We start from the raw sequence: 23,007 nt of genomic DNA on the forward strand, positions 1-23,007 counted from the left end.
CGCGCGAATGCGCCCGTCTTGTGCGGAAGGTGGGACTTGAACCCACACGCCCTGGGGCACAGGAACCTAAATCCTGCGTGTCTGCCAATTCCACCACTCCCGCGCGGTGCTCACAGTCTACCGAGCGGAGGCTCCCGCTTTCCCGGGGGAATCCGGCACGGGGAGAGGGCGGGGATCGCTCGACCCGTCGGGTGACTCGACCGTCCAGTCGAGTGCGCGCCCGTCGGCCGGCAGAAGTGCGGAGAGCCACGTCGACACGGCGTCGATCACCGCTTCCTGCAGCTGGTCGCGTGACCACCCCCGCGGCGGTTCGGGTACCGCTGGTTCCCATCCGTGCTCGTGCCAGGTGACGCCGAAGAGATGGCGGCGATCACCGAGCAACGGTTCGAGTTCGAAGGCGTTCAGGCCGTCGAGGCGCGCCCAGACATCGAAGGGCCCTTCGGCGTCGTCGTCGACGAACACCTCGACGACCACATCTCGATCGCCCTGCGCACGGGCGACCTCGTCGAGGAGTCGGAGGCGCTCGCGGACCTCGTCGTCGTGCGCGGCGAGAACGAGGTGCAGAGCGTCGGCGTAGGGGTCGGAAGCCACGTCATCAGTGTAGGAGGACGCCCGATCCGAGGGCGTTCCGTCTCCGCTGTGGATAACTTTCGCGCCGTTCTCGTGATTCTTGCGAGGATGCTCGGCGTGAATCCTCCCTCTCTCGCCGTGGCCGATCGTGTGCGCCTTCGTCTGCGCAGCGACGGCACCGACCCCTCGATCGATCCGGATGCCGTCCGTCGGATCACCGAGGCAGAGGTGCGGCGGCACAACGATCTGGCGCTCGCCCGAGGGCACGCGCTCATCGACGACGAGGCGCGCTCGGTCCGCGATGTGCTCGCGGCGGTCAGCGGGTACGGGGCGCTGCAGCCCCTGCTCGACGACCCCGGGATCGAAGAGATCTGGGTGAACGGGGGAGGCCAGGTGCACATCGCCCGAGGGGGAGTGGCCGAGCGCGTCGATCTGCGCCTGGGGGAGACGGTCGTGCGCGACCTCGTCGAGCGGATGCTGCAATCGACCGGTCGAAGAGTCGACATCAGTCAGCCGTTCGTCGACGCCTCGCTGCCCGATGGATCGCGTCTGCATGTCGCGATCGCCGATGTCGTGCGCGGTGGGTGGGCGGTCAACATCAGAAAATTCCTGCCCGGACATCGCACGCTCGATGCGCTCGCCGCGCAGGGGGCGCTTCCTCTCGATCTCGCGCGGTTCCTCGGTGACGAGATGCGGGCGGGGCGGAGCGTGATCGTCTCCGGGGCGACGCACGCGGGCAAGACCACGATGCTCGGGGCGCTCCTGGCGGCCTGCGCCGACGTGCAGCGCATCATCACGGTCGAGGAGACGTTCGAGCTCTCGGTCGACGGACCCGATCTCGTCGCCCTGCAGGGGCGGCAGGCGAGCCTCGAGGGTTCCGGCGAGATCACGCTCCGCCGGCTCGTGAAGGAGGCGCTGCGCATGCGTCCCGATCGACTGGTCGTCGGAGAGGTGCGCGATGCCGAGGCGCTCGACCTCGTGCTGGCGCTCAACACGGGCGTGCCGGGAGCGGCGACCGTGCACGCGAACTCCGCCGAGGATGCCCTCGACAAACTCACGATGCTGCCTCTTCTGGCCGGGCGGAACATCGACCGCTCCTTCATCGTGCCGGCGCTCGCCGCATCCGTCGACCTGGTGGTCCACTGCGTGCGCGATCCGGAAGGCCGACGGCGAGTACGTGAGGTCATCGCGCCGACCGGTGAGATCGCCGACGGACGGATCACCAGCCGCGTCATCTACTCGGCCCCCGACCGCGGCGCCGCCCTGCGCGTGTCAGGGAGCGATTCGTGACCCTGCTCCTCGGCGCCCTGCTCGCCGCGGGAGTGCTGCTGTGCCTTTCGCCGTGGCTGTGGCCACCGGGCGCGCCGAAGAGAGCGACGACCCGTCGCGGGCGTCTCGCCCGCCTGGTTTCGGAGGCCGGGATGGGAGCGCTGACCCCACGCGGGGTGTTGACGGGCATGATCGCGGCGGCGCTCGCCGCGGCGGCCAGCGCTTGGCTCGCCTCCGGTCTCCCGGTTCTGGCGCTCCTCGCCGGGCTCGCGGCGGGTTCGGCGCCGATCGGATACCTCCGCGGTCGCCGACTGCGTCTGCGTCGGCTGCGCCGCCAGCTCTGGCCGGACGTGTGCGACCTGCTCATCGCGTCGATCCGCGTCGGCCTTTCCCTCCCCGACGCCGTCGGAGCGCTCGAGGACTCCGCCCCGGCGATGCTGCGCCCGGCGTTCGCGGTGTTCGCCCACGATGTGCGGGCGACGGGGCGGTTCGAAACCAGCCTCGATCGCCTCAAGGACACACTCGCCGACCCCATCGGCGACCGCATCATCGAGACCCTGCGGATGGCCCGGCAGGTGGGCGGCACCGAACTGACGGGTGTGCTCCGCGCGCTCGCTGCCTCGGTCCGCGCCGATGCCGCGCTTCGCGGTGAAGTCGAGGCGCGTCAGTCCTGGATCCGCGGGGCCGCAGTGCTCGGCGCGGTCGCGCCGTGGGTGATCCTCGGCCTGCTCGTGATGCGCCCCGAGGGCGCCGAGGCGTACGGCACGCCCGAGGGCGTGCTCGTGATCTGTCTCGGAGCCGCCGTGTCGACCGTCGCCTTCCGGGTGATGGTCCGGATCGGACGCCTGCCCGAGCCTCGTCGGTGGTTCGGATGAACGCGGGCTCGGCGCTCGCTGTCGCGGCGCTTCTGGGTGGGATGTTCGGGCTCGGCATCCTGGGCATCCTCTCCGTCGTGCCGCGCTGGGGCGCGGCGTCGCTGGCCGTGAGGATCGCGCCCTACGTCCGCGACGTCGTGGCCGACGTCGACCTCCCGCTCTCGGCGCTCCCGTCGATCGCGCTGCTCCCCATGGGACGACGCTCGCCCTGGCAGTATCTCCTCGCGCTCTTCGAGCGGGTGCTCGGTGGAGGAGAAGCGCTCGCTCGTCGCATCGCGCAGTCGGGCGCGAGCGTCACCCCCTCGGGATTCCGGGCTCGTCAACTCGGATGGATCGTCGGAGGGATCGGCGGCGGTGCGCTGGTGATCCTCGTCCTCGTGCTCACCGGCCGCATGACCGCACCCGTGGCCGTACTCCCGCTCCTCTGCGGAGGTGCTGCCGGAGCCCTCTACGACATGCAGTTGTCCACCCGGGTCAAGGCGCGACGCACCCGTCTGACCGATGAGCTTCCGACGACGCTCGAGTTCTTGGCCCTCTGCCTGTCCGCAGGCGAGGGGTTCCTCGACGCTCTGCGACGGGTGTCATCCGTCGGATCGGGCGAACTCACCGGCGAGTTTCGGCAGGTGGTCCTCGCGGTCGGCACCGGGTCCCCGCTGGCCGAGGCGCTGAGCGAGACCGCCGCACGACTCCAGCTGCCGGGCCTCTCGCGTGCGATCGACCAGGTGATCGCCGCGCTGGAGCACGGCGCGCCCCTCGCCGCCGTTCTTCAAGCGCAGGCGGGCGACGCCCGAGAGGACGCGAAGCGGATCCTCATCGAGCAGGCCGGGCGCAAGGAGATCCTCATGCTCCTCCCGCTCGTGTTCCTGATCCTGCCGCTCTCGGTGTTCTTCGCGATCTACCCCGGCCTCTTCATCCTCCGGCTCGGCATCGGCTGAGCACCCACGAAAGGAACCTCATGAATCCGATCTCCCCCTCTCGTACCCGCGCGACCCGCTGGATGCGCACGCTTGCGTATGACGACCGCGGCGATGTGCCCGGCTGGGTGCTCGTCACGCTCATGACCGCCGGCCTCGTCGTGCTCATCTGGGCGGTCGCCGGTCCGGCGCTGTCGGACCTGTTCGAGCAGGCGATCCAGCGGGTCTCCGGGATCCAGTGAGTTCGTCCGGGATCCGCGACGACGAGCGGGGATCGAGCCCCGTCGAGTTCGTGCTCGTCGGCACGCTCCTCACCGTGCTCACACTCGCCGTGATCCAGCTCGGTGTCGCCGTCTACGTCCGGAACGTGGTGCACGACGCCGCGGTCGAGGGCGCGTATCACGCGGCGCTCGCCGACACCACGCTCGAGGAGGGCGCCGAGCGGGCGCGCGAGGTGATCGAGCGCGCGGTCGGGGCCGCGTATGCCGAGGACATCGCCGTCGGCGTCACCGACCTCGGCGACCGCGATCGCGTCGACGTGCGTATCCGGACGACGTTCCCGCTGGTCGGCCTGATCGGCATCCCCGCCGCCTGGGAGGTGACCGCGCATGCTCCGATGGAGATCCTGGGTGACGAGTGACGACGGTTCCGCCGCGCTGGAGTTCATCACGGTCGGGGTGATCCTGCTCGTGCCCTTGGCTTACCTCGTGATCATGCTGGGAGCGATCCAGGAACAGTCCCTGGGGGCGGAGGCGGCTGCGCGCCACATCTCGAGGACCATCGCATTGTCCGCAGGTCCGGAGTCCGCCGCCGTCGCCGCGGACGACGTGCTCACCGGGGTCATCGACGAGTACGGCATGGATGCCGAGGCCACCGACGTCGTTCTCTCCTGCATGCCCGAAGGCGCCGAGTGCCCCACGGGCGGCGCGACACTCCGCGTCACGGTCACCACGGTCGTGCGGATGCCGTTCGTACCGGAAGTGCTGGGCCTCGACAGTGCTCTCGCCGTCCCGCTCGAGGCCACCGCGGTGCAGAAGGTCGGACGCGGATGGGGGAGCGGCTGATGCGGCGCCGCACGAGCGGTACCGAGGACGGCAGCATCCTGCTCCTGACCCTGGGCTACGTGCTCCTCGCGTTCGCGATCGTGCTGGTCTGCGTGTGCGCCACCGACCTGTACCTCGCGCAGAAGCGGCTCGACGCGCTGGCCGATTCGGCGGCGGCAGCGGCAGCCGACGGCTTCATGCTCGTCGCCGATGAGGACGGAGTCCGTGCCGAGCTCGACGATCACGACATGCACGAGCAGGCACGCGGGATCATCGACGCCGTCGAGAGCGATGCTTCCCTCGTCGACGCGTGGACTCCCGACGGTGTCTCGGTGCGGGTGACGGTGACGGCGCCCTGGCATCCGCCGGTGTTCTCGCCCTTCGTGCCCGACGGCGTCGCACTCGAGGCGACAGCCACGAGTCGCACTGCGCTTCAGTGAGTGGATGTCACGCGGAAGGCGCTGAGTATGCGGAAGGTGCCGAGTCCCTCTTCCCTGTACTCGCGAGACGAACCGGGGGATGCAACCGGTTCTGCAGCGCGTGCGCCAACCGAAACTGCGTCGTTGCTCGACATGGGGCGACAGGATCGCTGGACCTGCGCTTCTTCGACGGGTAGGTGCAGCTCCGCCTTGGAGCAGTGCCAATCGCAGACGCTCTATCGCCCTGATAATGAGCGTGCTCTTCACGTCTGCGCTTTTGTGTGCGGGCCGGTAGGAAGTCGGGTGCTGAGTGACTTGCATTCCAGAACATGAATCCGACATCATTCAACCATGAGCGACAAAGAAAACAAGCCGACGTGCTTCGTCATATCCCCTATTGGCGCTGAGGATAGCGACGTCCGCAAGGCGGCTGACCAGGCGCTCCGGCATGTGATCACAAAAGCTCTTGGGGATGAGTTTAATGTGGTCCGCGGCGACCAGGATGCGAACCCCGGATCCATCACAGCGCAGATAATTCAGTCGATTCTGAAGGCTGACCTGGTGGTCGCGGATCTGTCAGGATTCAATCCAAACGTGTACTACGAGGTTGCGGTAGCTCACGGTTACAATCGGCCCACCGTGCATATTCAGCGGGCTGGAGAGAAGCCTGCGTTCGATCTCCAAGACATGCGCCTGATTCAGTACGACATTCAAGACCCAGACAATATTGAGAAGGCACAGTCAGCGCTGAAAGAGTTCGTTGCATTCTTGATGGCGACACCAGACGAAGCGAAGACTCCGCTTGCTCACGCCAACCGATTTCTTACGATCGCTGACAGCATGGATCCAGTCGCTCAGAGTAATTCAGAGGTGATTGATCAGCTACGTTCTCTGCGAAGTGAGGTCCTGAAGGCGCTTCCGAATGTGAGTGGTGGGACCAGTCAGGCGAGTCGTGCCGCGCACGTGGTGAGCCTTCGCAAAGTCATTGAACGGGCCGCGAGTCGCGGTGCGTTGATCGCATCTGACTTTGCGGGAGTCATCACCAGCAAAACAAACGAGAAGTTCGACGACTGGGCTCGTCGTCGGCTGAGTGAGATTCTTGACGAAACGGATAGCTGGGAGCTCAATCAAACTCTCTTCGACGGTGAACTCTTGCAGATGCTTCACGCAGAAGATCCCGTCTGACCTGAAGCCGATCGCGTCGTGCTCGAGGCCACCGCCACGAGCCGCACCGCGCTGCAGTGAGAGACCTTTACGAAGGCGCCGCGGTGTCGTCCCGCGCCCGCGGAACGAACCGGGGGATCCACCGGACGAACCCGACAGCACCGAGCAGGCCGATCACCCCGATCGCAGCGGCCGCGATCGGAAGGGACGCGATCGCCGTGATCGCCGACACCAGCAGCGGCGCGATCGCCCCACCGGCATCCGTGAGCGTCCGCCAGGATCCGAGGAAGGCCGCCGGTTCGCGCTTCGGCGCGACATCGGCCCCCAGCGTGAGCAGGATTCCGCTGGACAGGCCGTTGCCCACACCGAGCACCGCGGCGAACATGCCGAACCACAGGACCGGAGCCTCGACGTCGTGCGAGAGGGAGAGGGCGACGAAGCCCGCTCCCATCAGGATCATCGCCGGCATCGCCGCCCACATCCGACCGAACCGGTCCATGACCTGTCCGCTCGCGTAGAACAGCGCGAAGTCGATCGCGCCCGAGATCCCGACGACCAGCGCGATCGTCTGCGCATCGAGGCCGAGGGAGAGACCCCACAGCGGCAGCACGACCTGGCGCGCCGAGCGCACGGCCGACAGCGACGCCGCGGCGAGCCCGAGTCGGCTGAGCACCGTGCGCTGCTGCCACATCGTGCGGAAGATGCCGATCCGCTCGAAGGTCGGGATTGCTCCGCTGACGACCTCGCCCGAGTCCTCGGCGGAGCCGATGCGGATGGGGGAGGTCACGGCGGCCGGGATCGTCTTCTCCGGATCGGGGCCGAAGAGCACGAGCAGCACCATCACCGTGAGGCAGCCGAGGAAGAACCAGATCGCGGCGGTCTCCGTGGCGAACAGTTCCAGAAGCCCCGCCGCGACGAACGGGCCGATGAAGATGCCCAGACGGAAGCTCCCGCCCAGCAGCGAGAGCGCGCGCGCACGGAACTCGATGGGCACACGCGTGGTCATGAAGGCGTGGCGTGCGAGTCCGAACGCGGCGGCGCAGAAACCGAGGACGAAAACGGATGCCGCGAGCACACCGATCGAGGGAGCGAGGACCATCCCGACCGCCGAGAGCATGGCGATCCCGCCGGCGATGACCATGGTGAACCGCTCGCCGATGCGGGCGACCGCCCACCCGGCGGGGAGATTGCCGCAGAGCTGGCCGACGACCAGCGCCGAGGCGACCAGCGCAGCGAAGGCGACGTCCGCCCCCATCGAAGCGGCGATGATCGGGATCAGCGGAATCACCGCGCCCTCGCCGAGCGAGAAGAGGACGGTCGGCAGGTACACCATCGGTCCGAATCGTCTGAGGACCGTGGATGCACTGCTCACCGTTCGAGGCTACTCCCGCGGCGGCGACAGGATAGGCTCGGGGATCATGCTCGAACTCGATCTCTCCGCCGACATCCAGGCACTCAGGCACACCTTCGGCGACATCAGCGAGGTCGTCGATGTCGCACGGCTCCGCGACGAGATCGCGCGTCTCAGCGAAGAAGCCGGCGCTCCCGACCTCTGGGACGACACCGAGAACGCGCAGAAGGTCACCAGCGCGCTGAGCCACCGCCAGTCCGAGCTCGCCCGCGTCACCGGCATCGCCCAGCGTCTCGACGACCTCGAGGTGCTCGTCGACCTGGCCAACGAGATGGGCGACGAGGACTCCGCGCAGGAGGCTCGCATCGAGCTCGCAGCCCTCACCGAACTCATCAACCAGCTCGAGGTGCAGACGCTTCTCGACGGCGAGTACGACGAGCGCTCCGCGATCGTGACCATCCGCTCCGGCGCGGGTGGCGACGACGCCACCGATTTCGCCGAGATGCTCATGCGCATGTACCTGCGCTGGGCCGAGCGGCACAAGTACCCCGTGAAGGTCATGGACACCTCCTACGCCGAAGGTGCGGGCATCAAGTCGACGACCTTCGAGATCGACGCGCCGTACGCGTTCGGCACCGTGTCGGTCGAGGCCGGCACCCACCGCCTGGCGCGCATCAGCCCCTTCGGTTCGGCCGACAAGCGGCAGACCTCGTTCGCCGCGGTCGAGGTGATCCCACTCATGGAGGAGGCGACCGAGGTCGACATCCCCGAGAACGACATCCGCGTCGACGTCTTCCGCTCGTCGGGCCCCGGTGGTCAGTCGGTCAACACCACCGACTCCGCCGTGCGACTGACGCACCTCCCGACCGGCATCGTCGTGTCGATGCAGAACGAGAAGTCGCAGATCCAGAACCGCGCTGCAGCGATGCGCGTGCTCCAGACCCGCCTCCTCCTGCTGCAGAAGGAGCAGGAAGCGGCGAAGAAGAAGGAGCTCGCGGGTAACATCACCGCCAGCTGGGGCGACCAGATGCGCTCGTACTTCCTCTACGGTCAGCAGCTGGTGAAGGACCTGCGCACCGGATACGAATCGGGCAATCCGATGGCGGTCTTCGACGGCGACCTCGACGGCTTCATCTCCGCCGGCATCCGCTGGCGCAAGCGCCCCGACCAGGACTGATCGCGAGCGCCCGCCCGCGAATCAGCGGGCGGCGCCCTCGAGAGTGCCGGTCACGGTGCCGTCGTAGCTGTAGATCAGGCACTGCATGGTGCGGTCTCCGCCGGCCCACGACGTCTCCGTCGGAGTGAGCCACCAGTAGTCGAGTTCGGATTCCTCGTAGTCGATGTCGGCGAAGTCCTCGAACTCGGGCTCGCACGCGCGGATGGCCGCGTCGGCGAGTGCCTCCTCGCCGGGGAACTCTCCATCCGGCAGATCGAACTCGTAATAGATCTCGTCGATGTGCGGACCGTCGCACGGCACGATCGTCACCTCGAAGAACTCTTCCCCGTCCAGGCCCTCGGGGAGGCAGTCGCCCACCTCCAGATCGCTGGCGTAGATCACCTCGCTGCCGGGCACGTCGTCGCCCGCGCTCCCCGATGCGGAGAACGATCCCTCAAGGACGAACGCGAGCACGGCCGCGAGAAGTGCCCCGAGTACGGCGACCGCCAGGCCCGCGATTCCGGCCCATTTCCGGGCGCGGAGGAACAGCGAGACGATCGACAGCACGAATCCGGCTCCGAGGAGCAACCATCCGATGAGCGGGATCTGCGGGATGCAGGCCACGATCGTTCCGACTGCGGCGGCGATGAGGCCGGCGAGCCCGACGGCGGGGAACGGCGCGGGGGCCGCAGGGGCGACCGCGTAGCCGTCGTACGACACCGGCATTCCCGGTGCCGACGATGGGTACGGCGAGTACTGAGGCGCGGAAGGATGTGTCGCGGACGGGTATTGCGGATATGCCGGTGCCGATGGATATGCCGGTGCCGACGGGTACTGCGGTGCCGAGGGGTACTGCGGCGCGGCGATCGGAGATGCGCCCGGGGGTGCGGTCGGCACCGACGGGGCGAGCGGCGGCGTGTACGGCGGTACGAACGGCGCGGGCTCCGGGGACGCGGGTTCGGGAGCGGCGGGGGCGGCGACGTGCGTCGTCCATCCCGATCCGTCCCACCAGCGCTTCTGCCCGGATCCGTCGTCGTACCAGCCTGCGGGAGTCGACACCTCGGTGGTGCTCTTCGTCTTTACGCTCCCGCGGTCAGCGGGCGCTGGCCTCGACGGTGACTTCTGCGACGTCCTGCAGCAGTTCGTCGGTGATGACGATCGTGTACGAGTCGCTCTGCGCGACGTCGAACGACAGCGTTCCCTGGGCGGTCTCGCCCGGTGCCAGCTGGGCGGACTCGAGCGTGGCGTCGCCGAAGTAGTCGTAGGTGCCCTCGTTGCCGTCGGCATCGATGACCGTGAAGTAGAGCGGGTTCACGGAGGTGTCGCCGCTGATCGCCTCCCACGTGAGCTCGACCGAGAGGTATCCGCCGTTCTCGGCCTCGAAGCTGGAGCCGTTCGAGGTGCCCCATGACGCAGCGGTGATGGTGACCTCGCTCTCGCCCGAGTACTGGTTCACCGTGACGGGGGCGCCCATCGTGCCCTCGACGATCTCGCCGGAGTCCTCGCCGCCGTCGGTGCCGATCGAGGGCACGGGCGGGGGCGAGTACGACTCCGCGTTGTCGATCGCGATCTGGGCGATGCCGAACGTGAAGAACACGATCGCCATGATGCCGCCGACGATTCCGCCGAGGACGGACACTCCGATTCCCGTGATTCCCGGCCACTTCTTGCCCTTGAGGAAGAGCGACACGATCGACACCACGAGTCCGGCGAAGAGCAGGATCCAGCCGAAGACAGCGGTCAGCAGGAAGCACACCAGGATCGTTCCCAGCACGGCGAGACCGAGTCCGACCAGGCCGAGCACGGACATCGGGCGCGGCTCGGCGACGGAGGCCCCGGGGTACGGCGCGTACCCACCGGGGGCGCCGCCGTAGGGAGCGCTGCCGGGGTATGCGCCCGTCGGAGCGACGCCGTAGGCCGGCGCGGTTCCGGGGGCGTTGGTCGGGTAGCCGGGCGCTGCGTAGGCCGGCGCTACGTAAGCGGGTGCTTCGGGAGCGACGTATGCGGGTGCTTCGGGAGCCGTGTACGCAGGCGCCTCGGGGGCGGCGTAGGCGGGCGCTTCGGGAGCAGAGAAACCGGGCGTCTCGGGTGCGGCGTACGCGGGGGCCTCAGCGGCGACGTCGGAAGCCGGCGCTTCGGCTGCGGCATCCGCATGTGCCGACGGCTCGTTCTCCTCGGCTACCGCGATGGTCGCGTCGATCTCGGCCTCGGTCGGAACGACGGGGAGCGGCTCCTCGACGACCTGCTCGGTGGGCTGCTCAGCGACAGCGGTTGATTCGGGAGCCGTCGCTTCGGGAGCCGTCGCCTCGGGGGCGAAGTGCTCGGTCCACTGCTCGCCGTCCCACCAGCGCTGACGCCCGGAACCGTCGTCGTACCAGCCTGCAGGTGTCGTCATGGCATCCCCCTCGGATCTCACGTCCGCGTGGATGGCGCGGACTGCCACTTCATGTATAGCAGTGGCTCGTGACATCGACGGAGACGGATGCCGAACGATGCGTTCTCGCACGTCCGCCCCGCGCGGGGTGTCGCGCGCGGCACGTGAGGGGAGCGCGCTTAGGCTCGTACCGCCATGATTCGGTTCGAGAACGTCACGAAACGCTACCGCGGGACGTCCAAGCCCGCCCTGTCCGCCGTCGATTTCGAGGTGCAGCGCGGGGAGTTCGTCTTCCTCGTCGGAGCCTCGGGTTCCGGCAAGTCGTCCTGCCTGCGGCTCATCCTGCGCGAGGACGTGCCCACCACAGGACGCGTCGCCGTGATGGGGCGAGACCTCCGTTCGCTCGCGAACCGCAAGGTGCCGTACTTCCGACGCCACATCGGCTCGGTGTTCCAGGATTTCCGCCTGCTTCCGTCGAAGACGGTGTACCAGAACGTCGCCTTCACCCTCCAGGTGACCGGTTCCTCGCGGGGCTTCATCCAGCAGGCCGTCCCCGAGGCGTTGGCCCTGGTCGGTCTCGACGGCAAGCAGAAGCGCATGCCGCACGAGCTCTCGGGCGGTGAGCAGCAGCGCGTCGCGATCGCGCGCGCTCTCGTCAACCGCCCGCAGGTGCTGCTCGCCGACGAGCCGACGGGAAACCTCGACCCCGCCACGTCGGTCGACATCATGCAGCTCCTCGCGCGCATCAACGCCGGCGGCACGACCGTGCTCATGGCCACGCACGAGGCAGGCTTCGTCGACCAGATGAAACGCCGCGTGATCGAGCTGCGCGACGGCGTGATGGTGCGCGACGAGGTGCACGGCGGCTACGGCGACACCTCCAACATCCCGCGTCTCGTTCCCGAGGAGGTGCGTGGCGCCGCCGCCGCGGCGGCGCTCACCGCCGTGCAGGAGGTGCAGCGCCAGACCTCGGACCTGTCGATCGTGCGAGCGGCGCTGACCGAGGAACTCAGCGCGCAGCGCAAGGCCGCGGCATCCGCATCCGCACCCGCACCCGCCGCGCAGGCGCCCGTGGCGACTCCGGCACCGGCCGCAGCACCAGCTGCGGCTCCCGCGGAGCCCGTCGCTGCCGAGACCGTGCCTTCCGATGACGACGCCGCACCGGCGCCTGCCGCCACCGGTCCGCGCACGCATCCGATCGTGCTCCCCGAGGTCGACGTCGCCGAGCTCGGAGTCGCCGACAGACTCGGCCTCTCCAGTGGCGACGACGAGGAAGTGGGGCCGACCTCATGAGAATCGGACTGATCCTCACCGAAGCCCTGCTGGGCCTGCGCCGGAACATCTCGATGGTGATCTCGGTCGTGCTCGTGACGTTCGTGTCGCTCACGTTCGTGGGCGCCGCGATCCTGATGCAGTCGCAGATCGGCGTCATGCGCGGCTACTGGAGCGAACGCGCCCAGGTCGCCGTGTACATGTGCTCCGCGGTGTCGGAGTCCGACACCTGCGTCGACGGAGCCGCGAGCGAAGAGCAGGTCGCATCGGTGCGCGCCCAGCTCGAGGGCGACGCGCTGGCGCCGCTCATCAGCTCGATGACCTTCGACACGAAGGAAGACACCTACGCGAAGCTCGTCGAGCAGGTGGGCGAGGAGCAGGCGAGCGTCATCACCCCGGACCAGGCGTTCGAGGTCTTCTTCGTGACGATGAAGGACCCGGGGCAATCCCAGGTGCTCTCCGAGGCCTTCAGCGGTCAGACCGGCGTGGAGCAGGTCAAGGATCAACTGCAATATCTCGAACCGCTGTTCTCCGCGCTCACGGTAGCGACGTACGTGGCTGTCGGAATTGCGGTGCTCATGCTCATCGCTGCGACGCTGCTCATCGCCACGACCATCCGATTGTCGGCGTACGCGCGGCGCAAGGAGATCGGGATCATGCGCCTGGTGGGCGCGTCGAACCGCTTCATCCAGACCCCGTTCGTGCTCGAGGGTGTTTTCGCGGCCCTCCTGGGTTCGGCGCTCGCGAGTGCCGCGATCATCGCCGGTGTGCATTTCGGTGTGAACGGCTACCTGCGGGGACGTGTGCCCTTCATCACGACGTGGATCGGGATGCAGGATGCCGCGTGGGTAGTGCCGGTGCTGATCGGCATCGGTGTGGTGCTCGCTGCCCTGTCCGCGGGCTTCGCGATCCGGCGCTGGCTGCGCACCTGACCATCTCAGCCGTGCCCGAAGTGGCTCGGAGGCCCGCGACGCAGGTATGCTGAAAGGCTGTTGTGCGAGCGCACGACACGGATCAGGAGAGCATCATGCCCAGGGAACGCGGGGAGAAGGTCATCGCGACCAATCGTCGCGCACGTCACGACTACAACATCGAGAAGTCGTACGAGGCGGGGATGGTGCTCACCGGCACCGAGGTCAAGTCATTGCGCCAGGGGCGCGCCAACCTCTCGGACGGTTACGCGTTCGTCAAGGGCAACGAGGTCTTCCTCGACTCGGTGCACATCCCCGAGTATTCGCAGGGTCACTGGACCAACCACTCGGCCAAGCGCATCCGCAAGCTGCTTCTGCACCGCGAGGAGATCGCGAAGATCGCCCACGCGGTCTCGGCGGGCGGTTACACCCTGATCCCGCTCAAGCTGTACTTCTCCGACGGTCGCGCCAAGGTCGAGATCGCACTCGCGAAGGGCAAGCGCGAGTACGACAAGCGTCAGACGCTCCGCGAGCGTCAGGACACGCGCGAAGCCGAACGCGCGATGCGACTGCGCAACCGCGTCGGGGAATAGCCGCCGGTTACGGCGACGGCGTGAAGCCGAACGCCCGACCGAGGAACGCGAGTTCGCGTTCGAGCGCATCGACGACGGTGTCCGCGCGGCGGAAGCCGTGCCCCTCCCCGGGGTAGAGCACGTACTCGTGATCGACGCCCCGTCGGGCGAGCGCATCGCGGATGGCCTCGGATTGCGAGGGAGGCACCACGATGTCGTCGGCACCCTGCAGCAGCAGCACGGGGGCGTCGATCCGGTCGGCGTGCGTCAGGGGGGAGCGCTCGATGTACAGCTCCTCGGATGCCGGGAGCGGGCCGACGAGGCCGTCGATGTAGTGTTTCTCGAAATCGTGGGAATCGGCGACGAGCATCCTGAGGTCCGAGACGCCGTATCGCGAGATACCGGCCGTGAACGCGCCCCCGCGCACGAGCGCGGACAGGACGGTCCAACCGCCGGCCGAGCCGCCGCGGATCGCGATGCGTGCCGGGTCCGCGAGGCCAGCCTCCGCGAGCCCCTGCGCCGCAGCGATGACGTCGTCGACATCGACGACGCCCCACTGACCGTCGAGTCGTTCGCGGTAGACGCGTCCATAGCCCGTCGAACCGCCGTAGTTGACATCGAGCACCCCGATCCCGCGGCTCGTGTAGAACGCGAGCGCCGCCGAGGTCGCGCCGGTGACGTGGGCGGTCGGACCGCCGTGCACCAGCACCAGGTACGGCGGGAGTTCGTCGTCGGATGCCGCGGCGTCCGGGTTCGCGGGCGGATACGCGTAGGCGTGCACCGGGCCGTGGAGGCCGTCGAAGGTGAGAGCGAGGGGCGGCGGCATCCACGCCGGGTCGACGGGTTCGCCTCCGCGGACCGCGACGACGGCACCCGTGTCGAGGTCGGCGCACCACACGCCGGAGGTGACGCCCGACCCGTTGCCCGAGAGCAGGACGAGCGAGCCGACGACGTCATCGATGCTGACGTGCCCGTCGCACGGCACCTCGACGCGTCGCTCGGAGCCGTCGGGGGAGAGCACGACGATCTCGTCGCGGCCGTTGGTGCGCACGGCCACGAGACGCCCGTCATCGAGGGGCCGGAACCAGCGATTGCCGAGCACCCACAGTCCGTAGCCGGTGTCGGCGTCAGCGGAGGAGACGGGTTCCGGGGTCCCCACAGGCGCGATCCCGTCGAGAGCGATCCGGTGCACTCCCCAGCGACCGTCGCGGTCGTCTGCGAACACGAGCTCGTCCTCGGACCTCCACTCCGGCTGCAGAGCGACACGCGTGTGCACCGAGCCGGTCTCTCCGGTGCGCAGGTCGCGCAGGTGCAGATGCGCTTCGTCCCACGGCATCCGCTCGCCGGACCACTCGACCCAGGCGAGCCTCGTGCCGTCGGGGGAGAGCGCGGGGTGAGCGTAGAAGGCGCCGCTCTCCGCGTGCACGATGATGGCCGACGAGGCATCCGCGGCCGACCCGTCGCTCGGGATTTCGACGATCGCCCGCCGGTGTTCTGCCGACGTCAGGTCCTCGCGCACGGCGAAGAGACGTCCGTTCTGCACGCGCAGTCCGCCGTGCGCCGGGCCCGGAGGGGTGAGCGCCACCGGCTCCGTGCCGCGACGGGTCCGGTAGACGCGCTGATCGTCGGCCTGGACGAAGAACAGGGTGCCGTCGGCCTCCGCCGTCCAGGCTCCTCCGCCGTACTCGTGCACGCGCGACCGAGCGCTCCAGGGGGCGGGGAGCACCTCGTGTCCGAGAGACGAGCGCACGGCCATGCGGCCGCCCTCTGTCGGCACGGACTCCGCCCACCAGATCTCCTCGCCGACGAATCGAGCTCCATCGAGGCGCGGCGAGGACGCGGCGACGGATGCCGCGGTGAAGGGCGAGGGCCAGGAACCGTACGGTGACGACATGCATCGAGCCTATGCGTCGGCCGAAGCGCGTCGGGGCCGAATGCGTGTCAGACCGCGCGGAGGACGGCGACGACCTTTCCGAGGACGACGGCCTCGTCGCCGAGGATCGGCTCGAACGCGGAGTTGCGCGGGAGCAGCCAGGTGTGGCCGTCACGACGCCGGAAAGTCTTGACCGTCGCCTCGCCGTCGAGCATCGCCGCGACGATCTCGCCGTTCTCGGCGGTGTGCTGGGAGCGGACGACGACCCAGTCTCCGTCGCAGATCGCCGCATCGATCATGGACTCGCCCGAGACCTTGAGCATGAACAGATCGCCCTTCCCGACGAGCTGGCGCGGCAGGGGGAAGATCTCCTCGACGTGCTGGTCGGCGGTGATCGGCACACCGGCGGCGATGCGCCCGACCAGAGGCACCAGAGCGGCGTCGCCCACGGGGGTCGCGACATCGGCGGGGTTCTCGGTGCTCGTGCCGGGGAGATCGATCAGGACCTCCATGGCGCGCGTCTTGCCGGGATCGCGCCGCAGATAACCGCTGAGCTCGAGCTGACCGAGCTGGTGGGTCACGCTCGAGAGCGACTTGAGCCCGACCGCATCGCCGATCTCGCGCATGCTGGGCGGATACCCCTGCTGGGCGATCGACGCCTGGATCACCTCGAGGATGGCCATCTGCTTGGGGCTCAGGCTCTTCCGACGGCGCGTGCGCGGTGCCTCGGGATCGGGGGCGGTGATCTCGCTCATGATGCTCCTTCGGTGCGCGATTCCGGCGTCCTTCTTCGAATGTCGGAGGCCCGTGGTTCGGTGTTCTTATCGAAACCGTATCCGAGAAAAGCGCGGATGTGGAAGATCTGTTCGAGCGTGTCGGTGAAATCGCGAACGTGATTTCGAAGAAACCTTGACAGATGTTCGAATTCGAAGATACCTTCGGAACGTAGCTTCGCACTCGCCTCTCCCGGCCGAGAGGCGGATGCGAACGCTACGCCAACGTGGTCATCGCTCGCGGGTGATGACAGACCTCCGGTCCGCCGGAGCAAGGCAGAGGAGAACGACATGAGCAGCATTACCTTCAGCACCGCAGCCGTCCGCCCGGTCCGTCCGGCGACGCGTCTCCGGCTGACGGCGCGCGGCCGTCGTGTCCTGCTCGCTCTGGCGGCGCTCCCTCTCGCTTTCGGTATCGCCTTCGCCGCTCTCAGCGGCGGCAGCGCGCTGGCGACGGGGGAGGGCGCCGGCACGGTGACGTTCGAAACGGTCACCGTGATGCCCGGTGACACGCTGTGGTCGATCGCGGCCGAGGTCTCGCCCGAGTCGGACCCGCGAGAGGTGATCGGTGAGATCACGCGCCTCAACATGTTGCAGGGCGGCGTCCTGCAGATCGGCCAGGAGCTGTCGATCCCCGCGGAGTACGCGAGCTGACTCGTGCGGCACTCGTTCGCGCCGCAAAAGGCGGTAACGCGGCGAGCGGCCCCGGTCGTGCGGCCTAGCATGGAGTGGTGACTTCTTCGCTCGATGATCTCCCTCTCCGCGACGATCTCCGGGGGCTCACCCCGTATGGGGCACCTCAGGCGCCGCTCCCGATCGCTCTGAACGTCAACGAGAACACGCATCCCGTGCCGGATGCCGTGGCGAGCGACATCCTCGACGACATCGCCGTCGCGCTCCGCGATGTGAATCGCTACCCCGACCGTGAGTTCACCGCTCTCCGCGAAGGCTTCGCGCAGTACCTCGGTCACGGCCTCGACGCCTCGCAGATCTGGGCGGGCAACGGATCGAACGAAGTGCTCCAGCACATCCTCCAGGCCTTCGCCGGTCCGGGTCGGACGGTCTTCGGTTTCGCGCCGACCTACTCGATGTACCCGCTGCTCGCGCAGGGCACGGGGGCACGGTGGGTGGCGGGGGAGCGCCAGCCCGACTACACGATCACGCCCGAAGAGGCGGTCGCGCAGATCGAGCACGTCGATCCCGACGTGGTGCTGCTGTGCTCGCCGAACAATCCGACCGGAACGCCGCTCGGACTCGACGTCGTCGAGGCCGTGTACGCCGCGACGCGCGGAGTGGTCGTGGTCGACGAGGCTTATCAGGAGTTCGCTCCGCATGATGCGCCCTCGGCGCTCACCCTGTTGGAGGGGCGCCCGCGCCTCGCGGTCTCGCGCACGATGAGCAAGGCGTTCTCCTTCGCCGGGGCGCGGGTGGGATACCTGGCTGCCGACCCTGCGTTCATCGACGCCCTGCGCCTGGTTCGGCTGCCTTACCACCTGAGCGCGCTCACCCAGGCGGCTGCGGTGGCGGCGCTTCGTAACTCCGACGTCATGCTGGGCATGGTCGAGGAGATCGTCGCGCAGCGCGATCGGATCACGGCGACGCTCGAGGCTCTCGGGTACACGCCTCACGAGTCCTGGTCGAACTTCGTCCTGTTCGGCGGTGTCGCCGACCCGAAGGCCACGTGGCAGCGTCTCTACGACCAGGGCGTGCTCATCCGAGACGTCGGGATCCCCGGTCACCTGCGCGTCACCGCGGGCACCGAGGCCGAGACCACGGCGTTCCTCGATGCGCTCGCCTCGATAGAATCGGCCTCATGAGCACCCCCATCCCGACCCCGCGCCTCGCGCGTCGCGTGCGCAGCACGTCGGAGTCCACCGTCGAGCTCGAGCTGAACCTCGATGGCACCGGCGCCAGCCGCATCGACACCTCGGTTCCCTTCTTCGACCACATGCTCACGGCCTTCGCCAAGCACTCGCTCACGGATCTGACGGTGCGCGCCTCGGGCGACACGCACATCGATGCGCACCACACGGTGGAAGACATCTCGATCGTTCTCGGCCAGGCGATCGGCGAGGCACTCGGCGACAAGGCGGGCATCTCGCGCTACGGCGATGCACTCGTGCCCCTCGACGAGGCACTCGCCCAGGCGGTCGTCGACATCTCGGGTCGCCCGTACCTCGTGCACGAGGGCGAGCCGGCGGGCTTCGAGCAGCACCTCATCGGTGGCCACTTCACGGGTTCGCTCGTCCGGCACACCTTCGAGGCGATCGCCTTCAACGCGGCACTCACCGTTCACGTGCGCGTGCTGGGCGGTCGTGACCCGCACCACATCGCCGAGGCGGAGTACAAGGCCTTCGCGCGCGCGTTCCGTCAGGCCAAGGCGCTCGACCCGCTGGTCGACGGCATCCCGTCGACCAAGGGCGCGCTGTGACCCGCACGCCCCGCGTCGCCGTCTTCGACTACGAGTCCGGCAATGTCCACTCCGCGGTGAAGGCGCTGGTCGCCGCCGGTGCGGATGCCGTCCTCACCCGTGATCGCACCGAGGCGCTCGAGGCCGATGGGCTGCTCGTTCCCGGTGTCGGCGCGTTCGCCGCGGTTCGTGACGCCCTGCACGCGCACGGCGGAGACGACATCATCGATCGTCGGCTCGCCGGTGGACGCCCGGTCATGGGCATCTGCGTCGGGATGCAGGTGCTCTTCGAGCGCGGTGTCGAACGCGGGCAGAACACCGAGGGGCTGGGAGAGTGGCCGGGAGCGGTCACCGAGCTCAACGCCTCGGTCCTCCCGCACATGGGGTGGAACACGGTGTCGCCGGGACCCGACAGCATCCTGTTCGACGGCATCGAGGACGAACGCTTCTACTTCGTGCACTCCTACGCGGCGCAGACCTGGGAACTCGACGTCATCCCGCCGTTCCCGCAGCCGGTGCTCACGTGGACGACCTACGGTGACCCGTTCCTGGCCGCGGTCGAGAACGGCCCGCTCACCGCGACCCAGTTCCACCCTGAGAAGTCGGGGGAGGCGGGCATCCGTCTCCTGCGAAACTGGACCCGGAGCCTCTGAGGGGCGCCGCCCGGCGTCACGCATTTTGAGGCTCGACCAGCCGCAGAGTACCCTCGAATCTCGTGCCCGCCGCGGGCGCCGAGCCCCGACACCAAGGACGTCATGAACGACTTCGCACAGTCTCCCTCCCTCACGCTGCTCCCCGCGGTCGATGTCGCCGGTGGCAAGGCCGTGCGCCTCACGCAGGGGGAAGCCGGCACGGAGACCAGCTACGGCGATCCGTTGGATGCCGCCGGCGAGTGGGTCTCGCAGGGCGCTCAGTGGATCCACCTGGTCGACCTCGATGCGGCGTTCGGTCGGGGTAGCAACGCGCCGATCCTGCGCAAGGTGATCAAGCAGTACCGCGGTGTCAACATCGAGCTCTCGGGTGGCATCCGCGACGATGCGACGCTCGAAGCGGCTCTCGAGAGCGGAGCGACCCGCATCAACCTCGGCACGGCCGCTCTGGAGAACCCCGAGTGGGCGGCGGATGTGATCGGCCGTTACGGCGAGGCCATCGCCGTCGGTCTCGACGTGCGCGGGACGACGCTCGCCGCACGCGGCTGGACGAAGGAGGGCGGGGACCTCTGGGAGGTGCTCGACCGCCTCGAGGATGCCGGATGCAGCCGTTACGTGCTCACCGATGTGACCAAGGACGGCACGCTGCGCGGCCCGAACCTCGAGCTCCTGCGCGAGGTCGCCGCTCGCACCCCGAAGCCCGTCGTCGCCTCGGGCGGCATCTCGAGCCTCGACGACATCGCCGCGCTGCGCGAGCTGGTTCCGCTCGGAGTCGAGGGTGCCATCGTGGGCAAGGCCCTGTACGCCGGGGCGTTCACCCTGGCTGAGGCGCTGGATGTCGCCGGCGACTGACGACGCCTGCGGGCACGGCCCGCACGACCACGACTCGCACGGCCACCAGAACTCGGCGAACCGCGGCGATTCTGCCGGCGTTCCCTGGGAGGGGCGCAGTTTCGAGGCGAACCAGCATGCCGCCGATGACGGCTCTGCCGATCCTGCTCTGCTCGCCGCGCTGCTGAGCTTCCGCGCGGGCTCCGGCAGCCAGGTCGAGGTCGTGGACGCCTTCCGGCACGCTCGCGTGCTCATCCCGCTCGTCGCCGAGAAGGGCGAGGAGGGCATCGCCCCGAGCGGGCTCGCCGTCGACAAGACGCAGGAGCTCTCGATCGTCACGGTCGCCGCTCCCGACGGGCGTCGCGTGCAGCCCGTGTTCTCCTCGGTGGACGCGATGCAGCGGTGGGATCCCTCGGCACGGCCCATCCCCGTCGAGGCCGTTCGCGCGGCTCTCGCCGCATCCGCCGACGACACCGATCTGATCGTGCTCGACCCGACGTCGGAGACCGAGTTCGTGATCCGCCGCCCGGCGGTGTGGGCGATCGCGCAGGAGCACGCCTGGGAGCCGAGCTTCCTCTCGCCCGAGGTGTTCGCGGCCCTGCAGGCGAGCGTGGCGCATGAGATGGCCGTGATCGACGTCGCGGTCGCACCCGGAGACCCCGATTCGCGCCTGCGCGGTCCCGAACTGGTCGTGATCCTCGAACTCGTCGACGGTCTCGAGCGCGAGGTGCTCGACGTCGTCCTGGCGCGACTCGCTCAGCGCTGGGCATCCGACGACCGCATCGCGGTGCTCGCGGACTCCCTCACCGTCAAACTCCGCCGCAGCGCCTGACCCTCGCTACTTCGCTCACCGCGTCAACTGCTTTCGGTTCGACGATGAGCGCGGGCGGAGCGATGCTTCCCGAACGAGCATCGGGAGGGGCCCGCGAAGCGGGAGGGTCCCCGTTCTGCGAGAGAGGGCAGCATCGCGCAGTCCGCCCCCGAGGTCACCCGGCCCCTTCGCCCCCCCGAGAAACTAGTTGACCGGCCCCGTCCATTTCTCGCCCGGCCCCTTGCCGATCGGGTCGGGGATGACGGAGGCCTCACGGAAGGCGAGCTGGAGCGACCGCAGTCCGTCGCGCAGGGAGCGGGCGTGCATGTCGCTGATCTCGGGAGCCCCGGCGGTGATGAGACCGGCGAGGGAATTGATGAGCTTGCGCGCCTCGTCGAGGTCGAGCTGGTCCTGCGCGTTCGGGTCGTCGGCGAGGCCGAGCTTCACGGCGGCGGCACTCATGAGGTGCACGGCGGCGGTCGTGATGACCTCGACGGCGGGGACGTCGGCGATGTCGCGCGTCGCGGACGACGCGGCCTCCTCCTGCCGTGCCCAGCGCTCTTCGCGCTCGTGGTCAGCCTCGTTGGATGCCTGGTTCGTCACTTCGCCTTGCCTTCTGTTAGACTTTGTCGGGCTCCGGAGCGTCATGCTCCGGCACGAAAGAGGATTCACTTCCCACCCGCGCTTGCCGTTCCAGGCTACCGGGTCTTGCACTCCACCGGATCCGCTCGCAGAGCGGGGCGGTCGCCAGGGTGCGAAGCCGGCGTCTGAATGCCGGTGGGTGGGGGACGATTCTGATTTCGCCCGGAATGCTGACAGCATCCCGGTGGCCGAATCCCATCGTCTAAGGAGTTCCGCATCAGCGATCCCCGCACCAATGAGCGCATCCGCGTCCCCGAGGTCCGCCTCGTCGGCCCCGCGGGTGAGCAGATCGGCGTCGTCCGCATCGAGGCGGCGCTGCGCCTTGCGCAGGAAGCCGACCTCGACCTCGTCGAGGTCGCACCCAACTCGAAGCCGCCCGTGGTCAAGATCATGGATTACGGCAAGTTCAAGTACGAAGCCGCCCAGAAGGAGAAGGAAGCTCGCCGCAACCAGGCGAACACCGTTCTCAAGGAGGTCCGCTTCCGCCTGAAGATCGAGGCGCACGACTACACGACCAAGCTCAAGCGTGCCGAGGGCTTCCTGAAGGCCGGCGACAAGGTCAAGGCCATGATCCTGTTCCGCGGCCGTGAGCAGTCGCGTCCCGAGCAGGGCGTGCGTCTGCTGCGCAAGTTCGCCGAGGACGTCGCGGAGCTCGGAACCGTCGAGTCGAACCCGACCATCGACGGTCGAAACATGGTGATGGTCGTGGCGCCGCTGAAGAGCAAGTCCGAGGCCAAGCAGGAGCAGAACGCCGTTCGTGACGCGCAGCGCGCCGCGAACAAGCAGGCTGCACGCGAGGCGAAGGCCGACGCTCCGGCCGAGGCCGCCGCGGAGTGACACCCGCCCCACATACTCCCGCACCGCGGGTTGACACCGTCGCCTGAGAAGGCGCCATACGAAGGAAGAGAAGATGCCGAAGCAGAAGACCCATTCGGGTGCGAAGAAGCGCTTCAAGATCACCGGCAGCGGAAAGCTGAAGAAGCAGCAGGCTGGCATGCGTCACAACCTCGAGCACAAGTCGAGCCGTCGCACCCGTCGCCTCAACCAGGACCAGGTTCTGTCGAAGGCAGACACCAAGGTCGCGAACAAGCTTCTCGGTCGCTGACGCGCCGAACGCACGATAGGAA

27 protein-coding genes and 1 tRNA gene are annotated in these 23,007 nt (G+C 68.5%); 20 read left to right on the plus strand and 8 right to left on the minus strand.

Going from position 1 to position 23,007, the window contains the following annotated elements:
- Nucleotides 1-21: 21 nt before the first annotated feature.
- A tRNA-Leu gene (locus ACIQTT_RS16340) sits at nt 22-103 on the minus strand.
- 14 nt (nt 104-117) lie between these two features.
- Nucleotides 118-591, minus strand: a complete 474-nt coding sequence (locus ACIQTT_RS16345) for a DUF6389 family protein (protein WP_402792432.1) — start codon at nt 589-591, stop codon at nt 118-120.
- An 87-nt stretch (nt 592-678) separates the two neighbouring features.
- Here ACIQTT_RS16345 and ACIQTT_RS16350 point away from each other — a divergent pair, with 87 nt between their 5' ends.
- From ACIQTT_RS16350 to ACIQTT_RS16385, 8 genes are all read left to right on the plus strand, one after another.
- Nucleotides 679-1,860: a CpaF family protein gene (locus ACIQTT_RS16350; RefSeq protein ID WP_402792435.1), complete on the plus strand. Its 1,182-nt coding sequence runs from the start codon at nt 679-681 to the stop codon at nt 1,858-1,860.
- A complete protein-coding gene (locus ACIQTT_RS16355; protein WP_402792438.1) occupies nt 1,857-2,714 on the plus strand; it encodes a type II secretion system F family protein in 858 nt (285 codons plus the stop codon). Before ACIQTT_RS16350 ends, ACIQTT_RS16355 begins: the two co-directional genes overlap by 4 nt.
- Entirely contained in the window at nt 2,711-3,649 is a 939-nt protein-coding gene (locus tag ACIQTT_RS16360) for a type II secretion system F family protein (RefSeq protein ID WP_402792441.1), read from the plus strand. Before ACIQTT_RS16355 ends, ACIQTT_RS16360 begins: the two co-directional genes overlap by 4 nt.
- Before the next feature lie 20 nt (nt 3,650-3,669).
- Complete coding sequence (locus tag ACIQTT_RS16365) at nt 3,670-3,870, plus strand: hypothetical protein (RefSeq protein ID WP_402792444.1); 201 nt, start codon at nt 3,670-3,672, stop codon at nt 3,868-3,870.
- Entirely contained in the window at nt 3,867-4,268 is a 402-nt protein-coding gene (locus ACIQTT_RS16370) for a TadE/TadG family type IV pilus assembly protein (RefSeq protein ID WP_402792446.1), read from the plus strand. Before ACIQTT_RS16365 ends, ACIQTT_RS16370 begins: the two co-directional genes overlap by 4 nt.
- Nucleotides 4,258-4,692, plus strand: coding sequence for a TadE family protein (locus ACIQTT_RS16375; protein WP_402792449.1), 435 nt, complete (start codon nt 4,258-4,260; stop codon nt 4,690-4,692). The genes ACIQTT_RS16370 and ACIQTT_RS16375 overlap by 11 nt, the downstream gene beginning before the upstream one ends.
- Nucleotides 4,692-5,111 (plus strand): pilus assembly protein TadG-related protein, encoded by a 420-nt coding sequence (locus tag ACIQTT_RS16380; RefSeq protein ID WP_402792452.1) that lies wholly within the window; start codon nt 4,692-4,694, stop codon nt 5,109-5,111. Before ACIQTT_RS16375 ends, ACIQTT_RS16380 begins: the two co-directional genes overlap by 1 nt.
- Nucleotides 5,112-5,441: 330 nt before the next feature.
- Complete coding sequence (locus tag ACIQTT_RS16385; protein ID WP_402792455.1) at nt 5,442-6,275, plus strand: hypothetical protein; 834 nt, start codon at nt 5,442-5,444, stop codon at nt 6,273-6,275.
- A 67-nt stretch (nt 6,276-6,342) separates the two neighbouring features.
- Here the strand turns inward: ACIQTT_RS16385 and ACIQTT_RS16390 are convergent, their stop codons facing one another.
- A complete protein-coding gene (locus ACIQTT_RS16390; RefSeq protein ID WP_402792582.1) occupies nt 6,343-7,587 on the minus strand; it encodes an MFS transporter in 1,245 nt (414 codons plus the stop codon).
- A gap of 85 nt (nt 7,588-7,672) precedes the next feature.
- Between ACIQTT_RS16390 and prfB the strand changes: the two genes are divergently transcribed.
- On the plus strand, nt 7,673-8,782 hold the full coding sequence (prfB, locus tag ACIQTT_RS16395) for a peptide chain release factor 2 (protein WP_402792458.1): 1,110 nt from the start codon (nt 7,673-7,675) through the stop codon (nt 8,780-8,782).
- Between the two features lie 21 nt (nt 8,783-8,803).
- On the opposite strand, the gene ACIQTT_RS16400 is transcribed toward prfB, so the two are convergent.
- Nucleotides 8,804-9,820 (minus strand): septum formation family protein, encoded by a 1,017-nt coding sequence (locus ACIQTT_RS16400; protein WP_402792461.1) that lies wholly within the window; start codon nt 9,818-9,820, stop codon nt 8,804-8,806.
- A 34-nt stretch (nt 9,821-9,854) separates the two neighbouring features.
- Nucleotides 9,855-11,156 (minus strand): DUF2510 domain-containing protein, encoded by a 1,302-nt coding sequence (locus ACIQTT_RS16405; protein WP_402792464.1) that lies wholly within the window; start codon nt 11,154-11,156, stop codon nt 9,855-9,857.
- A gap of 174 nt (nt 11,157-11,330) precedes the next feature.
- Between ACIQTT_RS16405 and ftsE the strand changes: the two genes are divergently transcribed.
- The 3 genes from ftsE to smpB all read left to right on the plus strand — a co-directional run bounded on the left by ftsE (nt 11,331) and on the right by smpB (nt 13,911).
- Complete coding sequence (gene ftsE / locus ACIQTT_RS16410) at nt 11,331-12,428, plus strand: cell division ATP-binding protein FtsE (RefSeq protein WP_402792467.1); 1,098 nt, start codon at nt 11,331-11,333, stop codon at nt 12,426-12,428.
- Nucleotides 12,425-13,339 (plus strand): permease-like cell division protein FtsX, encoded by a 915-nt coding sequence (gene ftsX, locus ACIQTT_RS16415; protein ID WP_402792470.1) that lies wholly within the window; start codon nt 12,425-12,427, stop codon nt 13,337-13,339. Before ftsE ends, ftsX begins: the two co-directional genes overlap by 4 nt.
- Nucleotides 13,340-13,434: 95 nt before the next feature.
- Nucleotides 13,435-13,911 (plus strand): SsrA-binding protein SmpB, encoded by a 477-nt coding sequence (gene smpB / locus ACIQTT_RS16420; protein ID WP_247956542.1) that lies wholly within the window; start codon nt 13,435-13,437, stop codon nt 13,909-13,911.
- Between the two features lie 7 nt (nt 13,912-13,918).
- On the opposite strand, the gene ACIQTT_RS16425 is transcribed toward smpB, so the two are convergent.
- Together ACIQTT_RS16425 and lexA are read right to left on the minus strand one after the other, a co-directional pair.
- A complete protein-coding gene (locus tag ACIQTT_RS16425) occupies nt 13,919-15,784 on the minus strand; it encodes a S9 family peptidase (protein WP_402792473.1) in 1,866 nt (621 codons plus the stop codon).
- 47 nt (nt 15,785-15,831) lie between these two features.
- On the minus strand, nt 15,832-16,518 hold the full coding sequence (lexA, locus tag ACIQTT_RS16430) for a transcriptional repressor LexA (RefSeq protein WP_247625332.1): 687 nt from the start codon (nt 16,516-16,518) through the stop codon (nt 15,832-15,834).
- A 309-nt stretch (nt 16,519-16,827) separates the two neighbouring features.
- Between lexA and ACIQTT_RS16435 the strand changes: the two genes are divergently transcribed.
- The 6 genes from ACIQTT_RS16435 (at nt 16,828) to ACIQTT_RS16460 (ending at nt 21,259) form a co-directional block, all read left to right on the plus strand.
- The gene (locus tag ACIQTT_RS16435; RefSeq protein ID WP_247956540.1) at nt 16,828-17,190 is read left to right on the plus strand and encodes a LysM peptidoglycan-binding domain-containing protein; all 363 of its coding nucleotides are present in this window, start codon (nt 16,828-16,830) and stop codon (nt 17,188-17,190) included.
- Between the two features lie 77 nt (nt 17,191-17,267).
- Nucleotides 17,268-18,353: a histidinol-phosphate transaminase gene (locus tag ACIQTT_RS16440; protein ID WP_402792478.1), complete on the plus strand. Its 1,086-nt coding sequence runs from the start codon at nt 17,268-17,270 to the stop codon at nt 18,351-18,353.
- A complete protein-coding gene (gene hisB / locus ACIQTT_RS16445) occupies nt 18,350-18,967 on the plus strand; it encodes an imidazoleglycerol-phosphate dehydratase HisB (protein ID WP_402792481.1) in 618 nt (205 codons plus the stop codon). The genes ACIQTT_RS16440 and hisB overlap by 4 nt, the downstream gene beginning before the upstream one ends.
- Nucleotides 18,964-19,599, plus strand: a complete 636-nt coding sequence (gene hisH / locus ACIQTT_RS16450) for an imidazole glycerol phosphate synthase subunit HisH (protein ID WP_402792484.1) — start codon at nt 18,964-18,966, stop codon at nt 19,597-19,599. The genes hisB and hisH overlap by 4 nt, the downstream gene beginning before the upstream one ends.
- A 102-nt stretch (nt 19,600-19,701) precedes the next feature.
- Nucleotides 19,702-20,448, plus strand: coding sequence for a bifunctional 1-(5-phosphoribosyl)-5-((5-phosphoribosylamino)methylideneamino)imidazole-4-carboxamide isomerase/phosphoribosylanthranilate isomerase PriA (priA, locus tag ACIQTT_RS16455; RefSeq protein WP_402792487.1), 747 nt, complete (start codon nt 19,702-19,704; stop codon nt 20,446-20,448).
- Complete coding sequence (locus ACIQTT_RS16460) at nt 20,432-21,259, plus strand: SseB family protein (RefSeq protein WP_402792489.1); 828 nt, start codon at nt 20,432-20,434, stop codon at nt 21,257-21,259. The genes priA and ACIQTT_RS16460 overlap by 17 nt, the downstream gene beginning before the upstream one ends.
- Nucleotides 21,260-21,442: 183 nt before the next feature.
- On the opposite strand, the gene ACIQTT_RS16465 is transcribed toward ACIQTT_RS16460, so the two are convergent.
- Nucleotides 21,443-21,841: a DUF1844 domain-containing protein gene (locus ACIQTT_RS16465; RefSeq protein ID WP_402792492.1), complete on the minus strand. Its 399-nt coding sequence runs from the start codon at nt 21,839-21,841 to the stop codon at nt 21,443-21,445.
- Between the two features lie 231 nt (nt 21,842-22,072).
- On the opposite strand from ACIQTT_RS16465, the gene infC reads away from it, so the two are divergent.
- Together infC and rpmI are read left to right on the plus strand one after the other, a co-directional pair.
- Nucleotides 22,073-22,717 carry a translation initiation factor IF-3 gene (infC, locus tag ACIQTT_RS16470; protein WP_402792585.1) on the plus strand — a complete coding sequence of 215 codons (645 nt, stop codon included), beginning with the start codon at nt 22,073-22,075 and terminating at the stop codon, nt 22,715-22,717.
- A gap of 73 nt (nt 22,718-22,790) precedes the next feature.
- Complete coding sequence (gene rpmI / locus ACIQTT_RS16475) at nt 22,791-22,985, plus strand: 50S ribosomal protein L35 (protein ID WP_116243323.1); 195 nt, start codon at nt 22,791-22,793, stop codon at nt 22,983-22,985.
- Nucleotides 22,986-23,007 lie beyond the last annotated feature (22 nt).

This window comes from Microbacterium sp. NPDC090225 (genome assembly GCF_044772365.1).
In the GTDB taxonomy this organism is placed as follows: Bacteria; Actinomycetota; Actinomycetes; order Actinomycetales; family Microbacteriaceae; genus Microbacterium.

What these genes read in the sequence shown, in the direction of transcription:
- ACIQTT_RS16350 (WP_402792435.1), top strand. Translation starts at nt 679, where the DNA reads ATGCTCGGCGTGAATCCTCCCTCTCTCGCCGTGGCCGATCGTGTGCGC.
- smpB (WP_247956542.1), top strand. Translation starts at nt 13,435, where the DNA reads ATGCCCAGGGAACGCGGGGAGAAGGTCATCGCGACCAATCGTCGCGCA.
- ACIQTT_RS16365 (WP_402792444.1), top strand. Translation starts at nt 3,670, where the DNA reads ATGAATCCGATCTCCCCCTCTCGTACCCGCGCGACCCGCTGGATGCGC.
- ACIQTT_RS16360 (WP_402792441.1), top strand. Translation starts at nt 2,711, where the DNA reads ATGAACGCGGGCTCGGCGCTCGCTGTCGCGGCGCTTCTGGGTGGGATG.
- priA (WP_402792487.1), top strand. Translation starts at nt 19,702, where the DNA reads ATGAACGACTTCGCACAGTCTCCCTCCCTCACGCTGCTCCCCGCGGTC.
- ftsE (WP_402792467.1), top strand. Translation starts at nt 11,331, where the DNA reads ATGATTCGGTTCGAGAACGTCACGAAACGCTACCGCGGGACGTCCAAG.
- ACIQTT_RS16425 (WP_402792473.1), bottom strand. Translation starts at nt 15,784, where the DNA reads ATGTCGTCACCGTACGGTTCCTGGCCCTCGCCCTTCACCGCGGCATCC.
- ACIQTT_RS16380 (WP_402792452.1), top strand. Translation starts at nt 4,692, where the DNA reads ATGCGGCGCCGCACGAGCGGTACCGAGGACGGCAGCATCCTGCTCCTG.
- prfB (WP_402792458.1), top strand. Translation starts at nt 7,673, where the DNA reads ATGCTCGAACTCGATCTCTCCGCCGACATCCAGGCACTCAGGCACACC.
- ACIQTT_RS16405 (WP_402792464.1), bottom strand. Translation starts at nt 11,156, where the DNA reads ATGACGACACCTGCAGGCTGGTACGACGACGGTTCCGGGCGTCAGCGC.
- ACIQTT_RS16385 (WP_402792455.1), top strand. Translation starts at nt 5,442, where the DNA reads ATGAGCGACAAAGAAAACAAGCCGACGTGCTTCGTCATATCCCCTATT.
- ACIQTT_RS16435 (WP_247956540.1), top strand. Translation starts at nt 16,828, where the DNA reads ATGAGCAGCATTACCTTCAGCACCGCAGCCGTCCGCCCGGTCCGTCCG.
- lexA (WP_247625332.1), bottom strand. Translation starts at nt 16,518, where the DNA reads ATGAGCGAGATCACCGCCCCCGATCCCGAGGCACCGCGCACGCGCCGT.
- hisB (WP_402792481.1), top strand. Translation starts at nt 18,350, where the DNA reads ATGAGCACCCCCATCCCGACCCCGCGCCTCGCGCGTCGCGTGCGCAGC.
- rpmI (WP_116243323.1), top strand. Translation starts at nt 22,791, where the DNA reads ATGCCGAAGCAGAAGACCCATTCGGGTGCGAAGAAGCGCTTCAAGATC.
- ACIQTT_RS16460 (WP_402792489.1), top strand. Translation starts at nt 20,432, where the DNA reads ATGTCGCCGGCGACTGACGACGCCTGCGGGCACGGCCCGCACGACCAC.
- ACIQTT_RS16390 (WP_402792582.1), bottom strand. Translation starts at nt 7,587, where the DNA reads ATGGTGTACCTGCCGACCGTCCTCTTCTCGCTCGGCGAGGGCGCGGTG.
- ftsX (WP_402792470.1), top strand. Translation starts at nt 12,425, where the DNA reads ATGAGAATCGGACTGATCCTCACCGAAGCCCTGCTGGGCCTGCGCCGG.